Origin of the sequence: Paraburkholderia nemoris, from assembly GCF_905221015.1 — a bacterium.
GTDB classification, from domain to species: domain Bacteria; phylum Pseudomonadota; class Gammaproteobacteria; order Burkholderiales; family Burkholderiaceae; genus Paraburkholderia; species Paraburkholderia nemoris.
In genome coordinates this window covers 91,340-112,195 of the sequence record NZ_CAJNBO010000015.1, presented here as the reverse complement: position 1 = coordinate 112,195, position 20,856 = coordinate 91,340, and the positions used below count along the sequence as shown (strand labels likewise).

Annotated in this window: 19 protein-coding genes; 14 read left to right on the top strand and 5 right to left on the bottom strand. The window is 63.8% G+C overall.

The features are described 5' to 3' along the window. Positions 1-120: 120 nt before the first annotated feature. The 8 genes from iscR (at position 121) to iscX (ending at position 6,316) form a co-directional block, all read left to right on the top strand. A complete protein-coding gene (gene iscR, locus KHO33_RS23360; RefSeq protein WP_028199491.1) occupies positions 121-651 on the top strand; it encodes a Fe-S cluster assembly transcriptional regulator IscR in 531 nt (176 codons plus the stop codon). Between the two features lie 74 nt (positions 652-725). Further along, positions 726-1,949 (top strand): IscS subfamily cysteine desulfurase, encoded by a 1,224-nt coding sequence (locus KHO33_RS23355; protein WP_200565507.1) that lies wholly within the window; start codon positions 726-728, stop codon positions 1,947-1,949. A gap of 72 nt (positions 1,950-2,021) precedes the next feature. Continuing rightward, the gene (iscU, locus tag KHO33_RS23350; RefSeq protein ID WP_028199493.1) at positions 2,022-2,435 is read left to right on the top strand and encodes a Fe-S cluster assembly scaffold IscU; all 414 of its coding nucleotides are present in this window, start codon (positions 2,022-2,024) and stop codon (positions 2,433-2,435) included. Positions 2,436-2,596: 161 nt separating this feature from the next. Beyond that, complete coding sequence (iscA, locus tag KHO33_RS23345; RefSeq protein ID WP_028199494.1) at positions 2,597-2,920, top strand: iron-sulfur cluster assembly protein IscA; 324 nt, start codon at positions 2,597-2,599, stop codon at positions 2,918-2,920. A 189-nt stretch (positions 2,921-3,109) separates the two neighbouring features. Next, entirely contained in the window at positions 3,110-3,637 is a 528-nt protein-coding gene (gene hscB, locus KHO33_RS23340; protein ID WP_200565508.1) for a Fe-S protein assembly co-chaperone HscB, read from the top strand. A gap of 112 nt (positions 3,638-3,749) precedes the next feature. Continuing rightward, the gene (hscA, locus tag KHO33_RS23335; protein WP_200565509.1) at positions 3,750-5,621 is read left to right on the top strand and encodes a Fe-S protein assembly chaperone HscA; all 1,872 of its coding nucleotides are present in this window, start codon (positions 3,750-3,752) and stop codon (positions 5,619-5,621) included. 140 nt (positions 5,622-5,761) lie between these two features. Continuing rightward, positions 5,762-6,103 (top strand): ISC system 2Fe-2S type ferredoxin, encoded by a 342-nt coding sequence (gene fdx / locus KHO33_RS23330; protein ID WP_012433562.1) that lies wholly within the window; start codon positions 5,762-5,764, stop codon positions 6,101-6,103. Positions 6,104-6,118: 15 nt separating this feature from the next. Further along, positions 6,119-6,316: a Fe-S cluster assembly protein IscX gene (gene iscX, locus KHO33_RS23325; protein ID WP_007181290.1), complete on the top strand. Its 198-nt coding sequence runs from the start codon at positions 6,119-6,121 to the stop codon at positions 6,314-6,316. Between the two features lie 123 nt (positions 6,317-6,439). Here iscX and KHO33_RS23320 read toward each other — a convergent pair whose 3' ends face one another. From KHO33_RS23320 to KHO33_RS23300, 5 genes are all read right to left on the bottom strand, one after another. Further along, complete coding sequence (locus KHO33_RS23320; RefSeq protein WP_200565510.1) at positions 6,440-7,162, bottom strand: glycine zipper 2TM domain-containing protein; 723 nt, start codon at positions 7,160-7,162, stop codon at positions 6,440-6,442. Between the two features lie 318 nt (positions 7,163-7,480). Beyond that, complete coding sequence (lysS, locus tag KHO33_RS23315) at positions 7,481-9,007, bottom strand: lysine--tRNA ligase (RefSeq protein WP_200565550.1); 1,527 nt, start codon at positions 9,005-9,007, stop codon at positions 7,481-7,483. A 132-nt stretch (positions 9,008-9,139) separates the two neighbouring features. Continuing rightward, a protein-coding gene (gene prfB, locus KHO33_RS23310; protein WP_200565511.1) for a peptide chain release factor 2 occupies positions 9,140-10,244 on the bottom strand; the annotation gives its coding sequence in 2 pieces (ribosomal slippage) (positions 9,140-10,162 and positions 10,164-10,244; 1,104 coding nt in all). A 151-nt stretch (positions 10,245-10,395) separates the two neighbouring features. Further along, positions 10,396-12,102, bottom strand: a complete 1,707-nt coding sequence (recJ, locus tag KHO33_RS23305) for a single-stranded-DNA-specific exonuclease RecJ (RefSeq protein WP_054038030.1) — start codon at positions 12,100-12,102, stop codon at positions 10,396-10,398. Positions 12,103-12,130: 28 nt separating this feature from the next. Beyond that, on the bottom strand, positions 12,131-13,288 hold the full coding sequence (locus KHO33_RS23300; RefSeq protein WP_200565512.1) for a regulator: 1,158 nt from the start codon (positions 13,286-13,288) through the stop codon (positions 12,131-12,133). 119 nt (positions 13,289-13,407) lie between these two features. Here KHO33_RS23300 and KHO33_RS23295 point away from each other — a divergent pair, with 119 nt between their 5' ends. The 6 genes from KHO33_RS23295 (at position 13,408) to KHO33_RS23270 (ending at position 20,800) form a co-directional block, all read left to right on the top strand. Continuing rightward, positions 13,408-13,653, top strand: coding sequence for a hypothetical protein (locus tag KHO33_RS23295; protein ID WP_093633549.1), 246 nt, complete (start codon positions 13,408-13,410; stop codon positions 13,651-13,653). Between the two features lie 371 nt (positions 13,654-14,024). Further along, entirely contained in the window at positions 14,025-15,278 is a 1,254-nt protein-coding gene (locus tag KHO33_RS23290; protein WP_200565513.1) for a lipoprotein-releasing ABC transporter permease subunit, read from the top strand. Then, entirely contained in the window at positions 15,271-16,014 is a 744-nt protein-coding gene (lolD, locus tag KHO33_RS23285) for a lipoprotein-releasing ABC transporter ATP-binding protein LolD (protein WP_054038188.1), read from the top strand. The genes KHO33_RS23290 and lolD overlap by 8 nt, the downstream gene beginning before the upstream one ends. A 55-nt stretch (positions 16,015-16,069) precedes the next feature. Further along, positions 16,070-16,858: a TatD family hydrolase gene (locus KHO33_RS23280; protein WP_200565514.1), complete on the top strand. Its 789-nt coding sequence runs from the start codon at positions 16,070-16,072 to the stop codon at positions 16,856-16,858. Between the two features lie 121 nt (positions 16,859-16,979). Beyond that, positions 16,980-19,880 (top strand): DNA internalization-related competence protein ComEC/Rec2, encoded by a 2,901-nt coding sequence (locus KHO33_RS23275; protein ID WP_200565515.1) that lies wholly within the window; start codon positions 16,980-16,982, stop codon positions 19,878-19,880. Positions 19,881-19,996: 116 nt separating this feature from the next. Continuing rightward, on the top strand, positions 19,997-20,800 hold the full coding sequence (locus KHO33_RS23270) for an alpha/beta fold hydrolase (RefSeq protein ID WP_200565516.1): 804 nt from the start codon (positions 19,997-19,999) through the stop codon (positions 20,798-20,800). Positions 20,801-20,856 lie beyond the last annotated feature (56 nt).

Genomic DNA, 20,856 nt, shown 5'->3' with positions numbered 1-20,856 from the left:
GTCTGGACCGGCTTATCCAGCAATTAAGCAAATGACCCAAATCACGATAGGGATACTTGACTAATTCAGTCATGTATTTATACTTGACCAAACTTGTCGAGAATTGCGGTTCCCACACATATGAGACTCACCACGAAAGGCCGTTTCGCCGTCACGGCGATGATTGACCTGGCACTGCGCCAGGAGCAGGGCCCGGTGACGCTTGCGGGTATCAGCCAGCGCCAACATATCTCCCTGTCCTATCTCGAGCAGCTGTTTGGCAAGCTGCGTCGTCACGAAATCGTCGAGTCCGTGCGCGGACCGGGCGGCGGCTACAATCTGGCCCGCCGCGCTGAAGATGTGACCGTCGCCGACATCATCATCGCGGTCGACGAACCGCTCGACGCCACCCAATGCGGCGGCAAGGGCTCGTGCGAGGGCACCAAACAGCACGACGGCCACTGCATGACGCACGAATTGTGGTCCACGCTGAACCAGAAAATGGTCGAGTACCTCGATTCGGTGTCCCTGAAAGATCTGGTCGATCAGCAGCGTTCGCGCGAAGGCGCGCCGGCGGTGTTGCGCGACCGGCGCAACGAGGCGCCGGCGGTCGAACCCGCGCGCGTCGTGCCGAAAGGGCCTAATTCAGTTTTCAACATGGCCGGTTCCTAGGCGCGGCAATCTGAACGCACCGCAGCCTGATCAGGAAACCAGAAGCCAGAGCAATGACGTCCCCGGAGCAATTGATGAACAACGACACTCTCCACCTGCCCATTTACATGGACTACAGCGCGACGACGCCGATCGATCCGCGCGTGGTGGACAAGATGATTCCGTACCTGCGCGAGCAGTTCGGCAACCCCGCATCGCGCAGCCACTCGTATGGCTGGGCCGCGGAGCGTGCGGTCGAAGAAGCGCGCGAGAACGTCGCCGCGCTGGTGAATGCCGATCCGCGCGAGATCATCTGGACCTCGGGCGCCACGGAGTCGGACAACCTCGCGATCAAGGGTGCGGCGCACTTCTACAAGAGCAAGGGCAAGCACATCATCACGGTGAAGACCGAGCACAAGGCTGTGCTCGACACCTGCCGGGAACTCGAGCGCGAAGGCTTCGAAGTTACGTATCTGGACGTGAAGGACGACGGCCTGATCGACCTCGAAAAGTTCAAGGCAGCGCTGCGCCCGGACACGATTCTGGTGTCGGTCATGTCGGTGAACAATGAGATCGGCGTGGTCCAGGACATCGAGGCGATCGGCGAGATCACCCGTGAAAAGGGCATCATTTTCCACGTCGACGCGGCGCAAGCCACCGGCAAGATCGCGATCGATCTGCAGAAGCTGAAGGTCGACCTGATGTCGTTCTCGGCGCACAAGACGTATGGTCCGAAGGGCATCGGCGCGCTGTACGTGCGTCGCAAGCCGCGTATCCGCATCGAAGCGCAGATGCACGGCGGCGGTCACGAGCGCGGCATGCGCTCGGGCACGCTGGCTACGCACCAGATCGCCGGTATGGGCGAAGCGTTCCGTATCGCGCGTGAAGAAATGGCGACGGAGAACGAACGCATCCGCATGCTGCGCGACCGTCTGCTGGCTGGCCTGTCGGAGATGGAAGAAACGTATGTGAACGGCGACATGGAAAAGCGTGTGCCGCACAACCTGAACATCAGCTTCAATTTCGTCGAAGGCGAATCGCTGATCATGGCGGTGAAGGACGTGGCGGTGTCGTCGGGCTCGGCGTGCACGTCGGCTTCGCTGGAACCGTCGTATGTGCTGCGCGCACTGGGTCGTAACGACGAACTGGCGCATAGCTCGATCCGCTTCACGGTGGGCCGTTTCACGACGGAGCAGGATGTCGATTACGTGATCAACCTGCTGAAGACCAAGATTTCGAAGCTGCGCGACTTGTCGCCGCTGTGGGAAATGCACAAGGACGGGATCGATATTTCGACGATCCAGTGGGCAGCGCACTGACGCGCCAGTTTGGACGACGTCGAATTTATCGAATTGCAAATTGCAGGTTGAAACGGATCAAGGAGTGTCATCATGGCTTATAGCGACAAGGTTCTGGACCACTACGAAAACCCGCGCAACGTTGGTTCCTTCGCGAAGGACGACGATGCAGTCGGCACCGGCATGGTCGGCGCGCCGGCATGCGGCGACGTGATGAAGCTGCAGATCCGCGTGGGCGCGGACGGCATCATTGAAGACGCAAAGTTCAAGACGTACGGCTGCGGTTCGGCGATTGCGTCGAGCTCGCTGGTCACCGAATGGGTGAAGGGCAAGACGCTCGATCAGGCCATGTCGATCAAGAACACGCAGATCGCCGAAGAACTGGCGCTGCCGCCGGTGAAGATCCACTGCTCGATCCTCGCGGAAGACGCGATCAAGGCAGCGGTCGCCGACTACAAGCAACGCCACGGTGAAGCAGTCGTCGAAGGCGACAAGCAACACGCGTAAGCGGCTGGTTGGGCGCTCGTTTGAGTGCGCATTGGGGTGAATCGAAGCGGGCGGTGCGAGAAAAAACACCGTCCGGCATGAGCGATATTTGAAGCAGGCAGGGTAGCAGCGCGTCAGTAGGCACAGGAGTGACGAACACGCGCGGCGCAATGAGAAACGCTATGGCAATTACGTTGACCGAAAAGGCAGCACAGCACGTCCAGAAGTATCTGACTCGCCGCGGCAAGGGCGTCGGGCTGCGCGTAGGCGTGCGCACGACCGGTTGCTCGGGTTTGGCGTACAAGCTCGAGTACGTGGATGAACTCGCGCCCGAAGACGAAGTGTTCGACTGCAACGGCGTGAAGATCATTGTCGACCCGAAGAGTCTCGCCTATATCGACGGCACCGAACTCGACTTCGCACGCGAAGGGTTGAACGAAGGCTTCAAGTTCAACAACCCGAACGTGAAGGATGAGTGCGGTTGCGGCGAATCGTTCCGCGTGTAAATCGGCTCACTCCGCGTGCAGCGGATCAAAGGCGGCGCGTGCCGCCTTTTTAGTTTCATCCGCGCATCCGGGTCGGCGCTTTTCGGCTGGCTTTGCCGCTGAATACGCCGGTGAGTCTTCACAGCGCTTTCGATCCGCGTTTTTAGCCTGCACTCCGGTGCGCTTTCCTGAACGGACTCCTTTTATCCGATGGCCTCGCTGAACGACAGCCACTTCGACCTGTTCGATCTGCCGGCGCAATTCGCGCTCGACGCAGCGGCGCTCGATCACGCCTACCGCACGGTGCAGGCACAAGTGCATCCGGACCGCTTCGCGGCCGCCGGCGACGCGCAAAAGCGCATCGCGATGCAATGGGCGACGCGTACCAACGAGGCGTATCAGACGCTGCGCGATCCGTTGAAGCGCGCGACCTATCTGTTGCACCTGCGCGGCATCGACGTTGGCGCGCATAACAACACGGCGATGGAGCCGGCGTTCCTGATGCAGCAGATGGAGTGGCGCGAAGGCATTGAAGACGCGGCCGCGGCGAAGAACGTCGACGCGCTCGACGCCTTGCTGATCGAACTGCGCGACGAAGAGCGCATGCGTTTCGACAAGCTCGGCGCGCTGCTCGACAGCGGCGCGAATCAGGCGGCGGGCGAGGCAGTGCGGCAGTTGATGTTCATCGAGCGGGTGGCGTCGGAAATCGGCACGCAGATCGAGCGGCTCGAGAACTAGCGTCCCGGTGTGCGCCGCCGCCGTGCATGAATACGCAGCGATAGCAGCCGTAGCAATACATCCAGCAACGCAAAAATTCAGGACGGGGCCCAGCGGCTCCGAGAAGATCCAGATGGCCTTACTGCAAATCTCCGAACCCGGCATGGCGCCGGCGCCCCATCAGCGGCGTCTGGCGGTCGGTATCGATCTCGGCACCACCAATTCCCTCGTTGCCGCCGTGCGCAGCGGCGTGCCGGACGTGCTGCCCGACGAAGACGGCTATGCGCTGCTGCCGTCGGTGGTGCGTTACCTGGAAAAGGGCGGCCGCCGCATCGGCCGCACGGCCAAGGCCGAAGCCGCGACCGATCCGCGCAACACGATCGTGTCCGTCAAGCGCTTCATGGGCCGCGGCAAGGCGGAAGTAGAAGGCGCCGAGAACGCGCCGTATGACTTCATCGACGCGCCCGGCATGGTGCAGATCCGCACCATCGACGGCGTGAAAAGCCCGGTCGAGGTGTCGGCGGAAATTCTCGCGACGCTGCGCCAGCGTGCCGAAGATACGCTTGGTGACGAACTGGTCGGCGCAGTGATTACCGTGCCCGCCTATTTCGACGAAGCGCAGCGCCAGGCGACCAAAGACGCCGCGCGCCTCGCTGGCCTGAACGTGCTGCGTCTCTTGAACGAGCCGACTGCGGCCGCGATCGCCTACGGCCTCGATAACGGTTCCGAAGGTCTCTACGCGGTCTACGACCTTGGCGGCGGCACCTTCGATCTGTCGATTCTGAAGCTCACCAAAGGTGTGTTCGAAGTGCTCGCAGCGGGCGGCGATTCTGCGCTCGGCGGCGACGATTTCGACCATGCCCTGTATCGCCATGTGCTGGAGCAGGCGGGTATCGCACCGCAGACGCTCGCACCGGAAGACGTCCGCCTGCTGCTCGACAGCGTACGCGTGACCAAGGAGGCGTTGTCCGACGCGCCGAATGCGAAGGTACAGGCAACGCTCTCGAACGGCACAGAGATCGATCTGACGGTCGACGAGGCCACTTTCGAGGCCATCACTCAGGCGCTGGTTCAGCGCACGCTTGGGCCGACGAAGAAAGCACTGCGCGACGCCAAAGTGGCGACCAAGGACATTAAGGGCGTGGTGCTGGTCGGCGGCGCGACGCGCATGCCGGTGATTCGCCGCGCGGTCGAGTCGTTCTTCGGCCAGCCGCCTTTGATCAACCTCGACCCGGATCAGGTTGTTGCGCTCGGCGCGGCGATCCAGGCCGATCTGCTCGCGGGCAACCGTGGCGCCGACGGCGACGACTGGCTGCTGCTCGACGTGATTCCGCTGTCGCTGGGCGTCGAAACGATGGGCGGTTTGACCGAGAAGATCATCCCGCGTAATTCGACGATTCCGGTCGCTCGCGCGCAGGATTTCACGACCTTCAAGGACGGCCAGACGGCCATGGCGATCCACGTCGTGCAAGGCGAGCGCGAGCTCGTCAGCGATTGCCGTTCGCTCGCGCGTTTCGAGCTGCGTGGCATTCCGCCGATGGCGGCCGGTGCGGCGCGGATTCGCGTCACGTATCAGGTCGACGCGGACGGCCTGCTGTCCGTGTTCGCACGTGAACAGGGCTCGGGCGTGGAAGCGTCGGTGGTGGTCAAGCCGTCCTACGGCCTCGCCGACGACGACATCGCACGGATGCTCGAAGAGAGCTTCTCGACTGCCGAAGTCGACATGCGTGCTCGCGCGCTGCGCGAAGCGCAAGTCGAAGCGCGCCGTCTCGTCGAAGCCACCGACGCGGCCCTCGCTGCCGACGCCGAATTGCTCGACGACAGCGAACGCGCCGAACTCGACGCGCTGCTCACGGCATTGCGCAAAATCGCCGGAAGCGACGACGCCGACGCAATCGAAGCCGCGACCAAAACGCTCGCCGAAGGCACCGACGAATTCGCCGCCCGCCGCATGAACAAGGGCATTCGCCGCGCGCTGGCCGGCCGCAAGCTCGACGAGATCTGAGCGTCTTGCGGCGTGGCCGCGCGATGCGCGCCAGCCGGCAATGAACCGCGCCGCACGGACTTAAAAAGTCCGCGCAGCGCCAGTAAAATGGTACGGAGCCTGTTTGCGGCCGCCGTGCCGCAGACCCAAACGGAAAATGTATGCCTCAAATCGTTGTGCTGCCCCACGTCGAGCTGTGCCCGGAAGGCGCGGTGATCGATGCCGTGCCCGGCAAGAGCATCTGCGACAATCTGCTCGAACACGGCATCGAAATCGAGCACGCGTGCGAGAAGTCCTGCGCGTGCACGACTTGTCACGTGATCGTGCGTGAGGGTTTCGCCGCCTTGACGCCGTCCGAGGAAGACGAGGACGATCTGCTGGACAAGGCGTGGGGGCTCGAACCGGCCTCGCGTCTGTCGTGCCAGGCGATGGTGCCGGCCGAGCAGGATCTGGTTGTCGAGATCCCGCGCTACTCGATCAATCACGCGAAGGAAAATCACTAACTGGAGGATGCAGCCATGAAGTGGACCGATACGCAAGACATCGCGATGGCCCTGACTGACAAGCACCAGGACATCGATCCGCAGCAGGTGCGCTTCACTGATTTGCACCGTTGGGTCACCGAGCTGGAAGGTTTCGACGACGATCCTAACCGGTCGAACGAAAAGATCCTCGAAGCGATTCAGGCTGCATGGATCGAAGACGCGGATTACTGAGCGGGCAGTCTGCTCGGTGGTTCGGTGGTGGCGGGGCGCGATTGATTCCGCTCCGGCTGCGGCAAAGAAAAAGGCGATTCCATTGGAATCGCCTTTTTTAACGCCTGGAGAATCTTCAGGTGGTCAGCTTGCCACGAGCGTGCCGTTTTCGACCCGCACGCGCTGGCCTTGCTGGAACGGCGGCGCTTCGTGATACGTGAAGTAGCGCGTCTTGCCGCTTTCCATCCGCACCCGCACCGAATAGGACGTCGTGCTGCGGATGTGCTTTTCGACCGAGTTACCGGCCAGGCCGCCACCGAGGGCGCCCAGCACCGTCATCGCGGTGCGGCCGTTACCGCTGCCGAACTGGTTGCCGACTACGCCGCCGGCCACTGCGCCGCCGACCGCACCGATACCCGTGCCATGGCCTTCCTGATGGACCGCCGAGATGCCTTCGACCGTGCCGCAGGTCGAGCAGTAGGCCGGTTGCGACGGCTGTTGCTGGGCGTACTGCGGTGCCGGCTGCGCCTGTTGCTGTTGAGCGTACTGTTGTTGCTGCTGCTGCGTCGGCGCCGGGGCACGTTGAGGCGCTTGCTGCTGCGCTGCCTGCTGTTGCGCTTCGGCCTGCGCGGCTGCCTGCTGAGCGGCCGGGTTTGCCTGCGCCGCCGAATCGACCACGCCCGGTTGGGTGCTGACTTGCGCAGCCTGGGTCTGATCGGTTTGTGAGCCGCTGCTTGACGCCTTCGGGAACAGGCCCGTGACGGCCGCTGTCGCGGCAAGACTTGCGATGATCACTGCACCCGCGGCAGTAGCGACGAGCGGGTGAAGACGACGTTGTTGCGTGGGTTTGGTATCTGGATTATCCATATTGGCCTCCGTCTGGAGCAGAGTCGACTGTTATTGAGACTGAGTGTCGGGCAAATCGATCCCGCAAGGGTTTCAATTTGTAACCATTTCCGGGCAATCATCTCGGCGCTTTCGCGTCAAAGCGCGCGCAGCGCAGCGGGGCGCCTGATTCCTTGCGGGTCCGCAGCAACTTAAGAAAACCCCGGCCCAGCGGGGAATACGCGCTTTTTACCGATGGTTACAAACTGTCAGCTTTCGGCTGCCAGTGTTTTTCACGCACCGCAAGAAAAAACGCCCGACATCAAGCCGGGCGTTTTTCTTTTACGAACCACGCAACGATCAGTCTTCGCGGCGCAGATGCGGGAACAGAATCACGTCGCGAATGCTCGGGCTGTCGGTCAGCATCATGACCAGACGGTCGATGCCGATGCCGCAACCGCCAGCCGGCGGCATGCCGTACTCCAGCGCGCGGATGTAGTCGGCGTCGTAGAACATCGCTTCTTCGTCGCCGGCGTCTTTCTGGTCGACCTGCTTTTTGAAGCGGGCGGCCTGGTCTTCCGGATCGTTCAGCTCCGAGAAACCGTTGGCGATTTCACGGCCCGTGATGAACAGCTCGAAACGCTCGGTGATGCCATCGAACTTATCCGACGCGCGTGCCAGCGGCGACACTTCGATCGGGTAGTCGATGATGAAAGTCGGCTCCCACAATTGCGATTCGGCGGTCTCTTCGAACAGCGCCAGTTGCAACGCGCCGACGCCGGCGTTCAGGAACTGCGGCTGCGATGCGTCCACGCCGAACTTCTTCAGTTCCGTGCGCAGGAAGGCGTCGTCGCCGAGTTGCGCGTCCGTGTACTGCGGCGCGTACTTCTGGATCGCCTGGCTGATCGTCAAGCGATGGAAGGGCTTGGCCAGATCCAGCTCACGCCCCTGATAGGTGATCGTCGCGTTGCCGAGCGCATCAACCGCCGCCTGGCGGATCAGCTGCTCGGTGAAGTCCATGATCCACTTGTAATCGGTGTACGCCGCGTAGAACTCGATCATCGTGAATTCCGGATTGTGGCGGACCGACACGCCCTCATTGCGGAAGTTACGGTTGATCTCGAACACACGCTCGAAGCCACCGACCACGAGGCGCTTCAGATACAGTTCCGGCGCGATGCGCAGGAACATCTGCATATCGAGCGCGTTGTGGTGCGTGGTGAACGGCTTGGCCGCCGCACCGCCCGGAATCGGGTGCAGCATCGGCGTTTCGACTTCCATGAAGTCGGCGTCCGCCATGAACTTGCGGATCGACGACATCGCCTTGGTGCGTGCGACGAAGGTCTTGCGCGTTTCCGGCGTGACGATCAGGTCGACGTAGCGCTGGCGGTACTTCATTTCCTGGTCGGCGAGACCATGGAACTTGTCCGGCAGTGGACGCAGCGACTTCGACAGCAAACGCAGTTCGGTGCAACGCACCGAGAGTTCGCCCTTGTTGGTGCGGAACAGCACGCCGCGCGCCGCGACGATGTCGCCCATGTCCCACTTCTTGAAGGCGTCGTACGTTTCCTGGCCGACGTCGGCGGGCGTGATGAAGAACTGGATCTGACCCGAACCGTCACGCACGGTTGCGAAGCTCGCCTTGCCCATCACGCGCTTGAGCATCATGCGGCCGGCGATCGCGACTTCGAGGGGATTCGCTTCGAGCGCTTCCTTGTCGATCTCGGCGTATTTCGCTTGCAGATCTTCGGCGTGATGCGTGGGGCGGAAATCGTTCGGGTAGGCGACGCCTTGCTCACGCAGTTCGCGCAGCTTTTCGCGGCGCTCGGCCATGATCTTGTTGTCGTCTACCTCGGGCGCGACATTAGGCTGGGTCGGTTCGGTCATGATGGTTTGGTATTCGGTGGCCCGCACCAGGATGGTCCGCATGCGGGTGGCCAGTCAGTAAAAACCTCAGGCGCTATAACAAAGATGCAAGGATACGGCGCGGCGATGTCAGGCATGCCGCGCCGGTTGCGCTTAGACGCCCTGTTTCAGGCTGGCGCTGATGAACGGATCGAGGTCGCCGTCGAGCACGCTCTTGGTATTGCTGATTTCGACGTTGGTGCGCAGATCCTTGATACGGCTGTTGTCCAGCACGTACGAACGGATCTGGTGACCCCAGCCCACATCGGTCTTGCCGGCTTCGAGCTTGTCCTGCTCGGCCTGACGCTTGCGGATTTCCGCTTCGTACAGGCGCGATTTCAGCATGGCCATGGCTTCGGCGCGGTTGCGGTGCTGCGAGCGGTCGTTCTGGCACTGCACGACGATGCCCGACGGCATGTGCGTAATCCGCACGGCCGAATCGGTCTTGTTGATGTGCTGACCGCCCGCGCCGGACGCGCGGTACGTGTCGATGCGCAGATCGGCCGGGTTGATGTCGACTTCGATCGAATCGTCGATTTCCGGGTACACGAACACCGACGAGAACGAAGTATGGCGGCCACCGGACGAATCGAACGGCGACTTGCGCACGAGGCGGTGCACGCCGGTTTCGGTGCGCAGAAAGCCGTACGCGTACTCGCCTTCGATCTTGATCGTGGCGTTCTTGATGCCCGCGACGTCGCCTTCGGTCTGTTCCAGCACTTCGGTCTTGAAGCCCTTGCGCTCGCAGTAGCGCAGGTACTGGCGCAGCAGCATGGACGCCCAGTCGCACGCTTCGGTGCCGCCGGCGCCGGCTTGGATGTCGAGGAAGGCGTTGTTCGGGTCGGCCGGATTCGCGAACATCCGGCGGAATTCCATGTCGGCGACACGTTGTTCGATGCCCTGCGCGTCTGATTCGCAGGCGAGGAGGGTTTCCTCGTCGTCTTCTTCGCGGGCCATATCGAACAGGTCCTGCGCGTCGCGCAAGTCGTTATCGAGTGACGTGAGCTTGCCGACGGTGTCGTCGAGCAGCTTTTTTTCCCGGCCGAGGGCCTGGGCGTGCTTCGAGTCGTTCCAGACGTCCGGGTCTTCGAGTTCCCGGTTGACTTCGATCAGACGTAATGCCTTGTCGTCGTAGTCAAAGATACCCCCGTAGCGAGTCCGCGCGCGTGCGCAGGTCCGCCAGTGAGGCTTCGATCGCGTTGAGACGTTCCGCTTCCATGTCGATCTTTTATAGCTTCGTAAAAAGGGGAAATTATAGCCGATCGGCGCCCCGCGCCGGAGGCTCTTGAGCGATCCGGCGCGGGTTTGGGGTTGATTTTGCGGTGATTTTCGACGCCGTTGCGCATCCTGCGGGCGTCTCGGGCAACATGCTAACTCGCCGCGTGCTCGACGATCAATTGCACTCGCGACACGCCATTCCACGTGTCGCTGGCCAACCGGTAAGCAACGGTGGTGCGCGCAGGCAGCGTATCGGTGTGATTGAACCAGATCGCGTTGAAGCGCTGGCGGCCGCGCACGAGTTGCAGCTTCAGATGCTTGTCCTTCACCAGCGCCTGCGACGCAATGTCGAATTCGCCGGAAAACACCGGCGCCGGGAAGCCCTGGCCCCATACGGCGGCGTCGAGCATTTCGACGAATTGCGGCGTGAAGTAGGCGTCTTCGAGTTCGCCATCGGTTTCGACCGTGCGCGAGAGCGCTTCTTCAGAGAGCCATTCGCGGCCCACGGCCTCGAACGCGGCGGTGAAGCGCGGCACGTCGGCGGCGGCCATCGTCAGACCCGCGGCCATTGCGTGGCCGCCAAATTTGACGATCAGGCCCGGCTCGCGCTTCGAGATCAGATCGAGCGCGTCACGCAGATGGAAGCCCGAGATCGAACGGCCCGAGCCTTTAACGAGCTGGCCGCTATCGTCGGCGAGCGCGAATGTGAACGACGGCCGGTGGAATTTCTCCTTCAACCGTCCGGCGACGATGCCGATCACGCCCTGGTGCCAACTCGGATTGAACAGCGTGATGGTGGTCGCGCCCTCAGGATTGATCGCCGAGAGGTCTTCGAGCGCCTGCTGCTGCATACCGGCTTCGATTTCGCGGCGCTCGCGGTTCATGGTGTCGAGCTGCTGTGCGAGATCCCATGCGCGGCCGATGTCGTCGGTAGTCAGGCATTCGATGCCGAGCGACATGTCGGACAGGCGGCCGGCGGCATTCAGACGTGGCCCGAGCGCGAAACCGAGGTCGAAGCCCGACGCGCTGCGGGCGTCGCGCGCGGCCGCGCGGAAGAGGGCAGCGATGCCCGGCTGCATCTTGCCTTTGCGGATCCGCTGCAGACCTTGCGCGACCAGCACGCGGTTATTGCCGTCGAGCTTGACCACGTCGGCCACCGTGCCGAGCGCGACCAGATCGAGCAGGCCGTCCAGACGCGGCTCGGGGAAGTCGTCGTTGAAGGCGCCGCGGCGACGCAATTCCGCGCGCAATGCCAGCAGCACATAAAACATCACGCCGACACCGGCGATGCACTTGCTCGGGAACGTGCAGCCCGGTTGGTTCGGATTGACGATCGCGCGGGCTGCCGGCAGTTCGTCGCCGGGGAGGTGATGGTCGGTGACTAGCACGTCGATGCCGAGCGCGTTCGCCGCTTCCACGCCGTCGACGCTGGCGATGCCGTTATCGACCGTAATCAGCAGTTCCGGCTTGCCCGATGCACTGCGAGCGGCAAGCGCGACGATCTCAGGCGTGAGGCCATAGCCGTATTCGAAGCGGTTCGGCACCAGATATTCGATCTGGCCGCCGAACATGCGCAAGCCGCGCACCGCGACCGCGCAGGCGGTGGCGCCGTCGCAGTCGTAATCGGCGACCACCAGCATGCGGCGCTTGTTCTGGATCGCATCGGCGAGCAGCGCGGCGGCGTCTTCGCACCCTTTGAGCCCGGCGGGCGGCACGAGCCGCGCGAGACCGGTTTCGATTTCATCGGGCATGCACACGCCGCGCGCGGCGTACAGGCGCGCCAGCACAGGATGCAGGCCGTGGCGGGTGAGGACTTCGGCGTCGACGGGTGACGAGGCGCGCGTAACGATTCGAGTCATTCGGAGAGGCCGTGGATCATTCGATAAGTCATTCGATAAACAGCGACGCGAATACGCGCCGTCGCCAGAATTTGCGCAGGTCGCCGCGCGTGATCGTGAGCGTCACGGAACCGGTGTCGCCGCACAGCGTCAGGGCGAGTTCGTTTAGCTGGCCGGATTGCAGCGCCTGGAGCGCTGGCTCGAACCAGTCGGCTTGCAATGCGGCGAAAGCGTCGTTCCAGCGCGCCCAGTCCTGCTCGATGTAGGGCGCGGAGAAAGGATCGAGTTCGACCAGCGTGGCGCCGTTGGCATGTGTGTCGGCGGACGCGCCAACCGGCGTGCCAACCGACGCGTTGCCTGAGGCGCCGTTCGCCGCAGTAGCAGCCTGGAACGCCGCAAACGACGCCGGCGGCGCCGCGGTCTGGATACCCGACGTCATGGCGAGGCCACGCGTCGCCGCCGCGTCGGAAAACACCCGCGCGAACGGGCTCCTGACCGGCTGCGCGGCGCCTTGCGCGTGAAACCAGATCGAGTTGACAGCAGGCAGGCCACGCGCCTCGCGCGCTTCATTGACGGGATGCTCGAACCACGCCATCTGGACTTCGTTCTGCAGCTTCATCCAGGCGCGTGAACGGTCGCCGGAATGCGCTTCGTGCGGCAGCCAGATTTCGATGTTGCGGCCGCTTGCGCGCAACGGTGACGCTCCTGCCAGCGTGCCGAAGCCGTCGCCCGACAGGTACCAGCGTGCGGGCTTCGGCGCTTCGATGCGCACGCCGAGTTCCTCGATCAACGGCCGGGCGATCGCCAGCAGCACGCTGGCTTCGTCGTCGGACAGTTCGAGCGAGGCCGGATCGATCAGCACCAGATGGTCGTGTGCAATGCGCACGTGCACCGGCTGCACGCAGGCCCACGTCGCCGTGCCGGGGTCGCCGCCATCGGCGCGCAGCATGTACGGCGCTAGGGGTGCTTCGTCCGCTGCCGCCGCACCGCTCGGCAGCGCGCCGAATTGACGCGCCACCCAGCGCTCGTGCGGCAGCGTGCGCTGAAAATCTTCACCGACCACCCGTTCAACCAGCGTCGCGCGGGCGATCAGCCGGTCAAGGGCCGGACTCTGGATGTCGTGCAGGGCGGTGGAGGCGTCCGCTGCGGCGGGCAGCGCGAAGGGCAGGAGAAGATGAAGACGGTTGGCGTGCATGATGCTGCGCATTGTAGGGCAAAGAGTGCGAGTATTCAGACCATATCGGCGGATTCGGGCGCCCCATCCGGGCCTCGCCGATGGCAGCAGCCGCGCGCGGCGGCACCGCGCCCATGACGAGGGAGACCGACATGTCGCGTGAACTGAAAACCGAGCAGGAACTGCTTGGATTGGTCGTGCAGGCGCTCGACGCCAATCCGGCCACGGCCGGCTGGATCCCGACCGGTTTCCACGAGACCGTCGAGGATGAGGACGGCTGCAACTGGGATATCACCCATCTGCATCGCGACCGTAAGGATGCGGAAGTGCGCGACGTGGCGGCCAGCGAGGCGGCCGGGATCATCAATGGTCTGAGGAGTCGCTACAACCTGCGCTAGGGTGTGGGCGGCTCGAGGCGGCGGGCGGGCAGGTTGTCGCCGCGAGCGTTGTGCTCGATGCCGCCGGCAGGCCTCTGCGTTCGCCGTGAACCCCGCGTGCAAGGCCTTTGCGTGTGTTCGCGGCATTGTATGGCAAACTTCGCGCTTGATTGACGGCAGTGGCGGCAGGGACGGGGCGATGGCTCCGGTGGCGCGGGGGTTGCTTGGGGCACAGGAGCGCACCGGAACGTCATACCGGAACCATCCGGGTTGCCGCGACACCAATGATCACGACGCTCGGGGCCGCATGACAGGCGTGACAGCCGCAAGCTGCCGCCGCCATGCGCGGCAAAAGGCCCGCGAGCAGACGAAGAACGCAGAAAAGGATTCGCTTGAAATTTCCCTACGAATGGCAGATTGGCTGGCGCTACACCCGCGCCGGCAAACGCACGACCGGTAACGGCTTCATTTCCTTCATCGCGCTCGTGTCGATGTCGGGCATTGCGCTCGGCGTCGCGGCGCTGATCGTCGTGTTGTCCGTGATGAACGGCTTCCAGAAAGAGGTGCGCGACCGGATGCTGTCGGTGCTGGCGCACGTCGAAATCTTTTCGCCGACCGGCTCGATGCCCAACTGGCAATTGACCGCCCAGGAAGCGCGCCAGAACAAGGAAGTGATCGGCGCGGCGCCGTATGTCGAAGCGCAGGCGCTGCTCACGCGCCAGGACGCCGTGAGCGGCGTGGCGCTGCGCGGCGTCGAGCCGACGCTCGAACCCGAAGTATCCGACATCGGCAAGGAAATGAAGGGCGGCAAGCTGACCGACCTCGTACCGGGCGACTTCGGCATCGTGCTGGGCGCCGACCTCGCCACCAATCTTGGTGTGACGGTCAATGACAAGATCACGCTGGTCGCGCCCGAAGGCACCATCACGCCCGCTGGCATGCTGCCTCGGCTGAAACAGTTCACCGTGGTGGGCATCTTCGAGTCGGGGCATTACGAATACGACAGTACGCTCGCGCTGATCAACATCAAGGACGCGCAGGCGCTGTTCCGGCTATCCGCGCCAACCGGCGTGCGGTTGCGCCTGACCGATATGCAGCGGGCGCCGGAGGTCGCGCATCAATTGGCGCGCAGCCTGTCGGGCGATTTGTATATTCGCGACTGGACCCAGCAGAACAAGACCTGGTTCTCGGCGGTGCAGATCGAAAAACGCATGATGTTCATCATCCTCACGCTGATCATTGCGGTCGCGGCGTTCAATCTGGTGTCGTCGCTGGTGATGACGGTGACCAACAAGCAGGCTGATATCGCGATTCTGCGCACGCTCGGCGCGCAGCCGGGCTCGATCATGAAGATTTTCGTGGTGCAGGGCGTGACGATCGGCTTTATCGGCACGGCGACCGGCGTCGCGCTCGGCTGCCTGATTGCTTGGAGCATTCCGTGGCTCGTGCCGATGATCGAGCATCTGCTCGGCGTGCAGTTCCTGCCGCCCTCCGTGTATTTCATCAGCGAACTGCCGTCTGAACTGGTTCCCGCCGACGTGGCGCGGATCGGCATCATCGCGTTCGTGATGTCGGCGCTGGCGACGCTTTATCCGAGCTGGCGTGGTGCGAAAGTCCGTCCTGCGGAGGCACTGCGCTATGAATGACCGTTCCACTAGCCTATCTATGGTCTCTGAAGACACCGCGCTGCATCCCTATGTGCTGGAAGCGACCGGCATTTCGAAGTCGTTTGTGCAGGGCGGCCTCAATGTGCAGGTGCTCAACAACGCGCAACTGAACGTGCGGCGCGGCGAAAAACTGGCGATCGTCGGCGCGTCGGGATCCGGCAAGAGCACGTTGCTGCATGTGCTCGGCGGCCTTGACGATCCGAGCGCCGGTCATGTTTCGGTGATGGGCAAGCCTTTCACGAAGCTCTCCGAGCGCGAACGTAACGACCTGCGCAATCGCGCGCTCGGTTTCGTGTATCAGTTCCACCATCTGCTGCCCGAATTCACCGCGCTCGACAACGTCGCCATGCCGCTGCGGATCCGCCGGATGACGACCGAGGCCGCGCGGCGCGAAGCGCTCGCGGTGCTGGAGCGCGTCGGTATGGGACATCGAGCGAAGCATCGTCCGGGTGAGCTGTCGGGCGGCGAGCGTCAACGTGTGGCAATCGCGCGCGCGTTGGTGACGAAGCCCGCTTGCGTACTCGCCGACGAACCCACCGGCAATCTGGACGGCGGCACCGCCGACACGGTGTTCAACCTGATGCTCGAACTGTCGCAAACGCTCGACACCAGCTTTGTGATCGTCACGCACGATCCGGAACTGGCCGGACGTTGCGATCGGATCATGCGCTTGCGCGACGGCGTATTGCACGAAGAGCCGCCGGTGCCGGTTTAAGCACGCGCGGATCGTGAGCGATGCTCCGCCACGTCTGTCACTAACGAGGCGCGCCATGTGGATCGATACGCACTGCCATCTCGACGCTTCGGAATTCAACGCCGACCGCGCTGAAGTCGCCGATGCGGCGCGTCGAGCGGGCGTAGGGCGTATCGTGATTCCCGCGATCGGTCGCGAGAACTTCACGACGGTGCGTGAACTCGCACATCGCGTCGACGGCGGCGCGTATGCGCTGGGCATCCATCCGCTCTTCACGCCGGGTGCTGAGGAGAGCGATCTCGACCTGCTGCGCATGGAAATCGAGGCGAGTCTCGACGATCCGCTGTTCGTCGGCATCGGCGAGATCGGCCTCGATTATTTCGTCGAAGGTCTCGACGATGCGCGTCAGCAGTTCTTCTACAACGGTCAACTTCAACTGGCGCGCGAATTCGATCTGCCGGTGATTTGCCACGTGCGCAAATCGCAGGATCAGGTGATCAAAGGGCTGCGGCGGCATCAGATTCATCGCGGCATCGCGCACGCTTTCAACGGTAGTTTCCAGCAGGCTCAGGCGTATATCGACCAGGGCATGCATCTCGGTTTCGGTGGCAATCTGACCTTCGAACGGGCGCGGCAAATCCGCCGCCTTGCCGAGCAATTGCCGTTCGACGCGCTGGTCGTCGAGACCGATGCGCCGGACATCGCGCCTTCCTGGATGTACAAACAGCGCAACTCGCCGGATCAGATTCCGGCCATCGGCGCGGGTCTCGCGCAACTGCGCGGCATGACCGCTGACGAAGCCGCCCTAGGCACAACGGCTAACGCGCTTGCCGCGCTGCCGCGGCTCGCCCTTTCCTCTGCATAATTGAACGCGATGGTTTGAGTGATTCGCGCCGGGCGGAACACATGCCTGGCGGGATTGCTGACGCCTGCTCGCTGTGCGTTGCGCCGTCCGGCGATGGCTGGGTGGAAGGGGCGGAGGGTGGATGCGGGCATGGTGGTGCGGGTTTGCGTTGGGGGTGTTCTGGCTGCAGCGGCAGGCGGCGTTGCCGGATGGGGGTGGATGGTGCGTGCTGGTGCTGCTTGGGTGCGTTGCGATTCTTATAGCGGCGTGGGGATTGCGCCGTGGCTCTTATGGCGAAGTGAGTTGCGGTTCTTCGGAGAAAGCGTGCGTCGATTCTCCCGACAGGGTGTGCGGCAACGCGCCGGACGGGGTGTGCTGCGACTCCTCGGGCGAGGTGTGTCGCGATGTGTCGGGCGGATTGCGCTCGGGTGCTTCTGTGATCGCGGACACGCGTGCGGCAGTCGCGAATTCTCGCGTGAGACGCGTCTTGTTCAGCGCGCGCTTGCGTTCGGGCGTCGGCTGGGGCGCGGTGTGGATTGCGGCCTTATGTGTGGGCTTTGGCTATGCCGCCTGGCGAGCAGAAACTCGGCTCGAAGTGAGCTTGCCGAGCGCTTGGGAGGGGCGCGATATCGACGTCGTCGGCAGTATCAAGGGGCTGCCGTCACGCAATGAAAAGGGCGCGCGTTTCCTCTTCGAGGTCGAGTCGGCAGATGCGCCGATCGCCGCGTTTCCACGCGTGATCCAACTGTCGTGGATTGCGGAAGATGCGCCTGCGCCGTTGCTCGAACCAGGCGAACGCTGGCGGCTGACAGTGCGTCTCAAACGCCCGCACGGCAATGCGAACTTCGGCGTGCGTGATGCCGAAGCCACTTTGCTGGCGCGCAATGTACGCGCTACCGGCTACGTGAGCGCCCCGGCCCACGCCGTGCGTTTGCCGGGTAACGCGCGCGGCGTAGGCGTGACTGTTGATCGCTGGCGCGCCGCGCTGCGTGCGCGCATCGGCACGGTGCTCGCCGATGCACCACATCGTGGGATCGTGGTGGCGCTCGCCATCGGCGCGCAGGACGAAGTCAGCGCGGCCGACTGGCTGTTGATGCGCGGCACGGGCACCAGTCATCTGGTGGCGATTTCTGGCTTGCATATTGGTTTTGTAGCGGGACTGGCGGCGTGGCTCGCTGGAGCGGTGTGGCGGCGCTCGGGGTTCATCGGTCGCAACTGGCCGTTGCTGCTGCCAGCGCAGGTCGTCGCGGTGACGGGCGGCGCGTTGTTCGCGGGGCTGCATGCGGCGTTGGCCGGGTTCAACGTGCCGGCGCAGCGTGCGTTGTGGATGGCGGGTGTCGTTGCGCTCGCGTTTATCAGTGGGCGCAACGTCGCGCGCTCGGTGGTGTTGGCGTGGGCCTTGGGGTTGGTGCTGTTGATCGATCCATGGGCGGTCGTGGCGGCGGGATTCTGGCTGTCGTTCTGCGCGGTGGCAGCGATTCTGTTCGCGATGTCGGGACGGCCCCGTGTGCAGGATCATGAGCAGCGCCGTGATGAAGAGGTTGAAGGCACCGAGACGCCGACAAGGCTCTCGCGCCTGTGGTCCGGCGTGTGCCGCCGCGTTCGCGCTTTCTATGAGCGCCTGCGCAGCGCCGCGCATGTGCAGTTCGCGGTGACGGTCGCGCTTGCGCCGCTCACCGTTTACTGGTTCGCGCAGATTCCGCTGATCGGCCCGCTTGCGAATGCCTTTGCGATTCCGTGGGTGAGTCTGCTGGTGACGCCGGCGGTATTGGCGGGCGTCGCGTTGCCCGCCCCATTCGATGCGTACGCCTTTCGAGCCGCGCACACCTTGCTCGACCTGCTCGCCGCGGGCTTGCAGATGCTGTCCGGCCCGGCATGGACGCTCTGGCGGCTGCCGCAGCCGGACGCGTGGACCCTTGCCGCGGCGGCGGTCGGCGTTGCCTGGTGTCTGGCGCCGCGCGGCTGGCCGTTGCGCTGGGCCGCACCGCTCACCTGGCTGCCGTTGCTGATGCCTGCGCCGTCCGGCCCGCCGCATGGCAGCTTCCGTCTGACGGCGCTCGACGTCGGTCAAGGCACCTCGGTGCTGGTCGAAACGGCGCACCATGCGCTGCTGTTCGACGCCGGACCGGGACCGGAATCGACGCATGCGGGAGAACGGGTTGTCGTGCCGTATTTGCAGGCGCATGGCGTCACAACGCTCGATACGCTGCTCATCAGCCACGCCGATTCCGACCACTCGGGCGGCGCGCCGGCTGTGCTGGATGCGATCGAGGTGCGCCAAATGGTGGCGGCATTGGCGCCGGCGAATCCGTTGCGGTCGAACGCAAGGCAGCGCGGCGCGGATACGCTGCCCTGTGCGGCGGGGCAGCGCTGGCGGTGGGACGGCGTCGAGTTCGCGATGCTCTGGCCGGATGCCGGACCGCTGCAAGGTAAGCCGAATGCGCATTGCTGCGTGTTGCGGGTGAGCACGGTGCCTGCTGAGGAGAGCCAGCCTGCCACGGCGAACCCGCCGGTCGCGGTGAGCATGACGCGCGCGGAGGACAGGGTGGCTACAGAGAGCATGCCGGCCGCAAATGTTAAACCGACGCCATTCCGCATAACAGCCTTGCTGACGGCCGACATCGAAGCGCCGGTCGAACGCATCCTGCTCGCGCGCGATCGCGACGCGTTGCGCGCCCAGGTGCTGGTCGTGCCGCATCACGGGAGCAAGACCTCGTCGACCGAGCCGTTCCTCGACTCTATCGACCCGCTCGTCGCGCTATTTCAGGTAGGCTATCGCAACCGATTTCATCATCCGAACGCGGGTGTGTTCGAGCGTTACAAGGCACGGCACATCGAGCTTGCGCGCAGCGATGCGGACGGCGCGGTGCGGGTCGACGTTAGCCCGGATTTCAAAACGGATCTCGGCCCAGGTCCTGGTCCGAACGTCGGGCCCGTGGGAAGCCCGGCAGTCAGCACCGGAACCAACGCGGACCTGACCGACGCCGCACTGACGCTCGAACGCTATCGCGACACACAGCGCCGCTACTGGATGGATCGCTGATGGATCACTGACCGTACAGATAGAACAAGCAGAACAAACGCGCCGCTGGGCCTGGAACCTGGATGAAAAGCCAGGAGCCAATCCGGCGAGCCAGAACAGAACGGAGATAGCCGCAGTTGAAAAACATCATCCACTTCTCGCACGCGAACGGTTTTCCGGCGTCGACCTACCGGACGATCTTCGCCGAACTCGCCGACGACTATGAACTGCGCTCGATCGAGCGCATCGGTCACGACGCGCGTTATCCCGTCACGCAGGACTGGCCGCATCTGGTCGAGCAACTGCTCGACGACATCGGCCGGTCGTACGAGCAGCCGGTGTGGCTGGTCGGCCATTCGCTCGGCGGCTATCTGTCGCTAATGGCCGCGCTGAAAAAGCCGCAGTGGGTGAGGGGCGTGGTGATGCTCGATTCGCCGGTAATCGCGGGCTGGCGCAGCAGCATGCTGCGCGTATCGCAATGGACCGGACTCGACGAGCGCCTGTCGCCCGCGGCCGCGACCCGCACGCGTCGCACGCAGTGGGCGAGCCGTGACGAAGCATGGCGGCATTTCCACTCAAAGCCGGCGTTCGCGCGCTGGGACGAGCGCATGCTGTCCGACTACATCGACTTCGGCATCCCGCAGAGTTCGCTCGATGGCGGCCGTTCGCTCGCTTTCGACCGGCGCACCGAGTATCAGATCTACAAGACCTTGCCGCATACGCTCGGCCCACGCCTTGCGCGTGGCGCGCCGGTGCCGGTGGGCTTCATCGCCGGCACGCGTTCAAAGGAGGTGCGCCAGGCGGGTCTGGACGCCACGCGCCGCGCGACCGGCGGTCATGTGGAATGGATCGAAGGCAGCCATCTGTATCCGATGGAAAAACCGCTCGAAACCGCGCGCGCAGTGCAGCGAATGCTGCGCGAACTGCAGCGGGGCGCCTGACTACACAACTCGCCGGGGCAAAAAACGGTGCATGATCGGCGCACGGCAATTGCCGC

What these genes read in the sequence shown, in the direction of transcription:
- iscR (WP_028199491.1), top strand. Translation starts at nt 121, where the DNA reads ATGAGACTCACCACGAAAGGCCGTTTCGCCGTCACGGCGATGATTGAC.
- KHO33_RS23355 (WP_200565507.1), top strand. Translation starts at nt 726, where the DNA reads ATGAACAACGACACTCTCCACCTGCCCATTTACATGGACTACAGCGCG.
- iscU (WP_028199493.1), top strand. Translation starts at nt 2,022, where the DNA reads ATGGCTTATAGCGACAAGGTTCTGGACCACTACGAAAACCCGCGCAAC.
- iscA (WP_028199494.1), top strand. Translation starts at nt 2,597, where the DNA reads ATGGCAATTACGTTGACCGAAAAGGCAGCACAGCACGTCCAGAAGTAT.
- hscB (WP_200565508.1), top strand. Translation starts at nt 3,110, where the DNA reads ATGGCCTCGCTGAACGACAGCCACTTCGACCTGTTCGATCTGCCGGCG.
- hscA (WP_200565509.1), top strand. Translation starts at nt 3,750, where the DNA reads ATGGCCTTACTGCAAATCTCCGAACCCGGCATGGCGCCGGCGCCCCAT.
- fdx (WP_012433562.1), top strand. Translation starts at nt 5,762, where the DNA reads ATGCCTCAAATCGTTGTGCTGCCCCACGTCGAGCTGTGCCCGGAAGGC.
- iscX (WP_007181290.1), top strand. Translation starts at nt 6,119, where the DNA reads ATGAAGTGGACCGATACGCAAGACATCGCGATGGCCCTGACTGACAAG.
- KHO33_RS23320 (WP_200565510.1), bottom strand. Translation starts at nt 7,162, where the DNA reads ATGGATAATCCAGATACCAAACCCACGCAACAACGTCGTCTTCACCCG.
- lysS (WP_200565550.1), bottom strand. Translation starts at nt 9,007, where the DNA reads ATGACCGAACCGACCCAGCCTAATGTCGCGCCCGAGGTAGACGACAAC.
- recJ (WP_054038030.1), bottom strand. Translation starts at nt 12,102, where the DNA reads ATGACTCGAATCGTTACGCGCGCCTCGTCACCCGTCGACGCCGAAGTC.
- KHO33_RS23300 (WP_200565512.1), bottom strand. Translation starts at nt 13,288, where the DNA reads ATGCGCAGCATCATGCACGCCAACCGTCTTCATCTTCTCCTGCCCTTC.
- KHO33_RS23295 (WP_093633549.1), top strand. Translation starts at nt 13,408, where the DNA reads ATGTCGCGTGAACTGAAAACCGAGCAGGAACTGCTTGGATTGGTCGTG.
- lolD (WP_054038188.1), top strand. Translation starts at nt 15,271, where the DNA reads ATGAATGACCGTTCCACTAGCCTATCTATGGTCTCTGAAGACACCGCG.
- KHO33_RS23280 (WP_200565514.1), top strand. Translation starts at nt 16,070, where the DNA reads ATGTGGATCGATACGCACTGCCATCTCGACGCTTCGGAATTCAACGCC.
- KHO33_RS23275 (WP_200565515.1), top strand. Translation starts at nt 16,980, where the DNA reads ATGCGGGCATGGTGGTGCGGGTTTGCGTTGGGGGTGTTCTGGCTGCAG.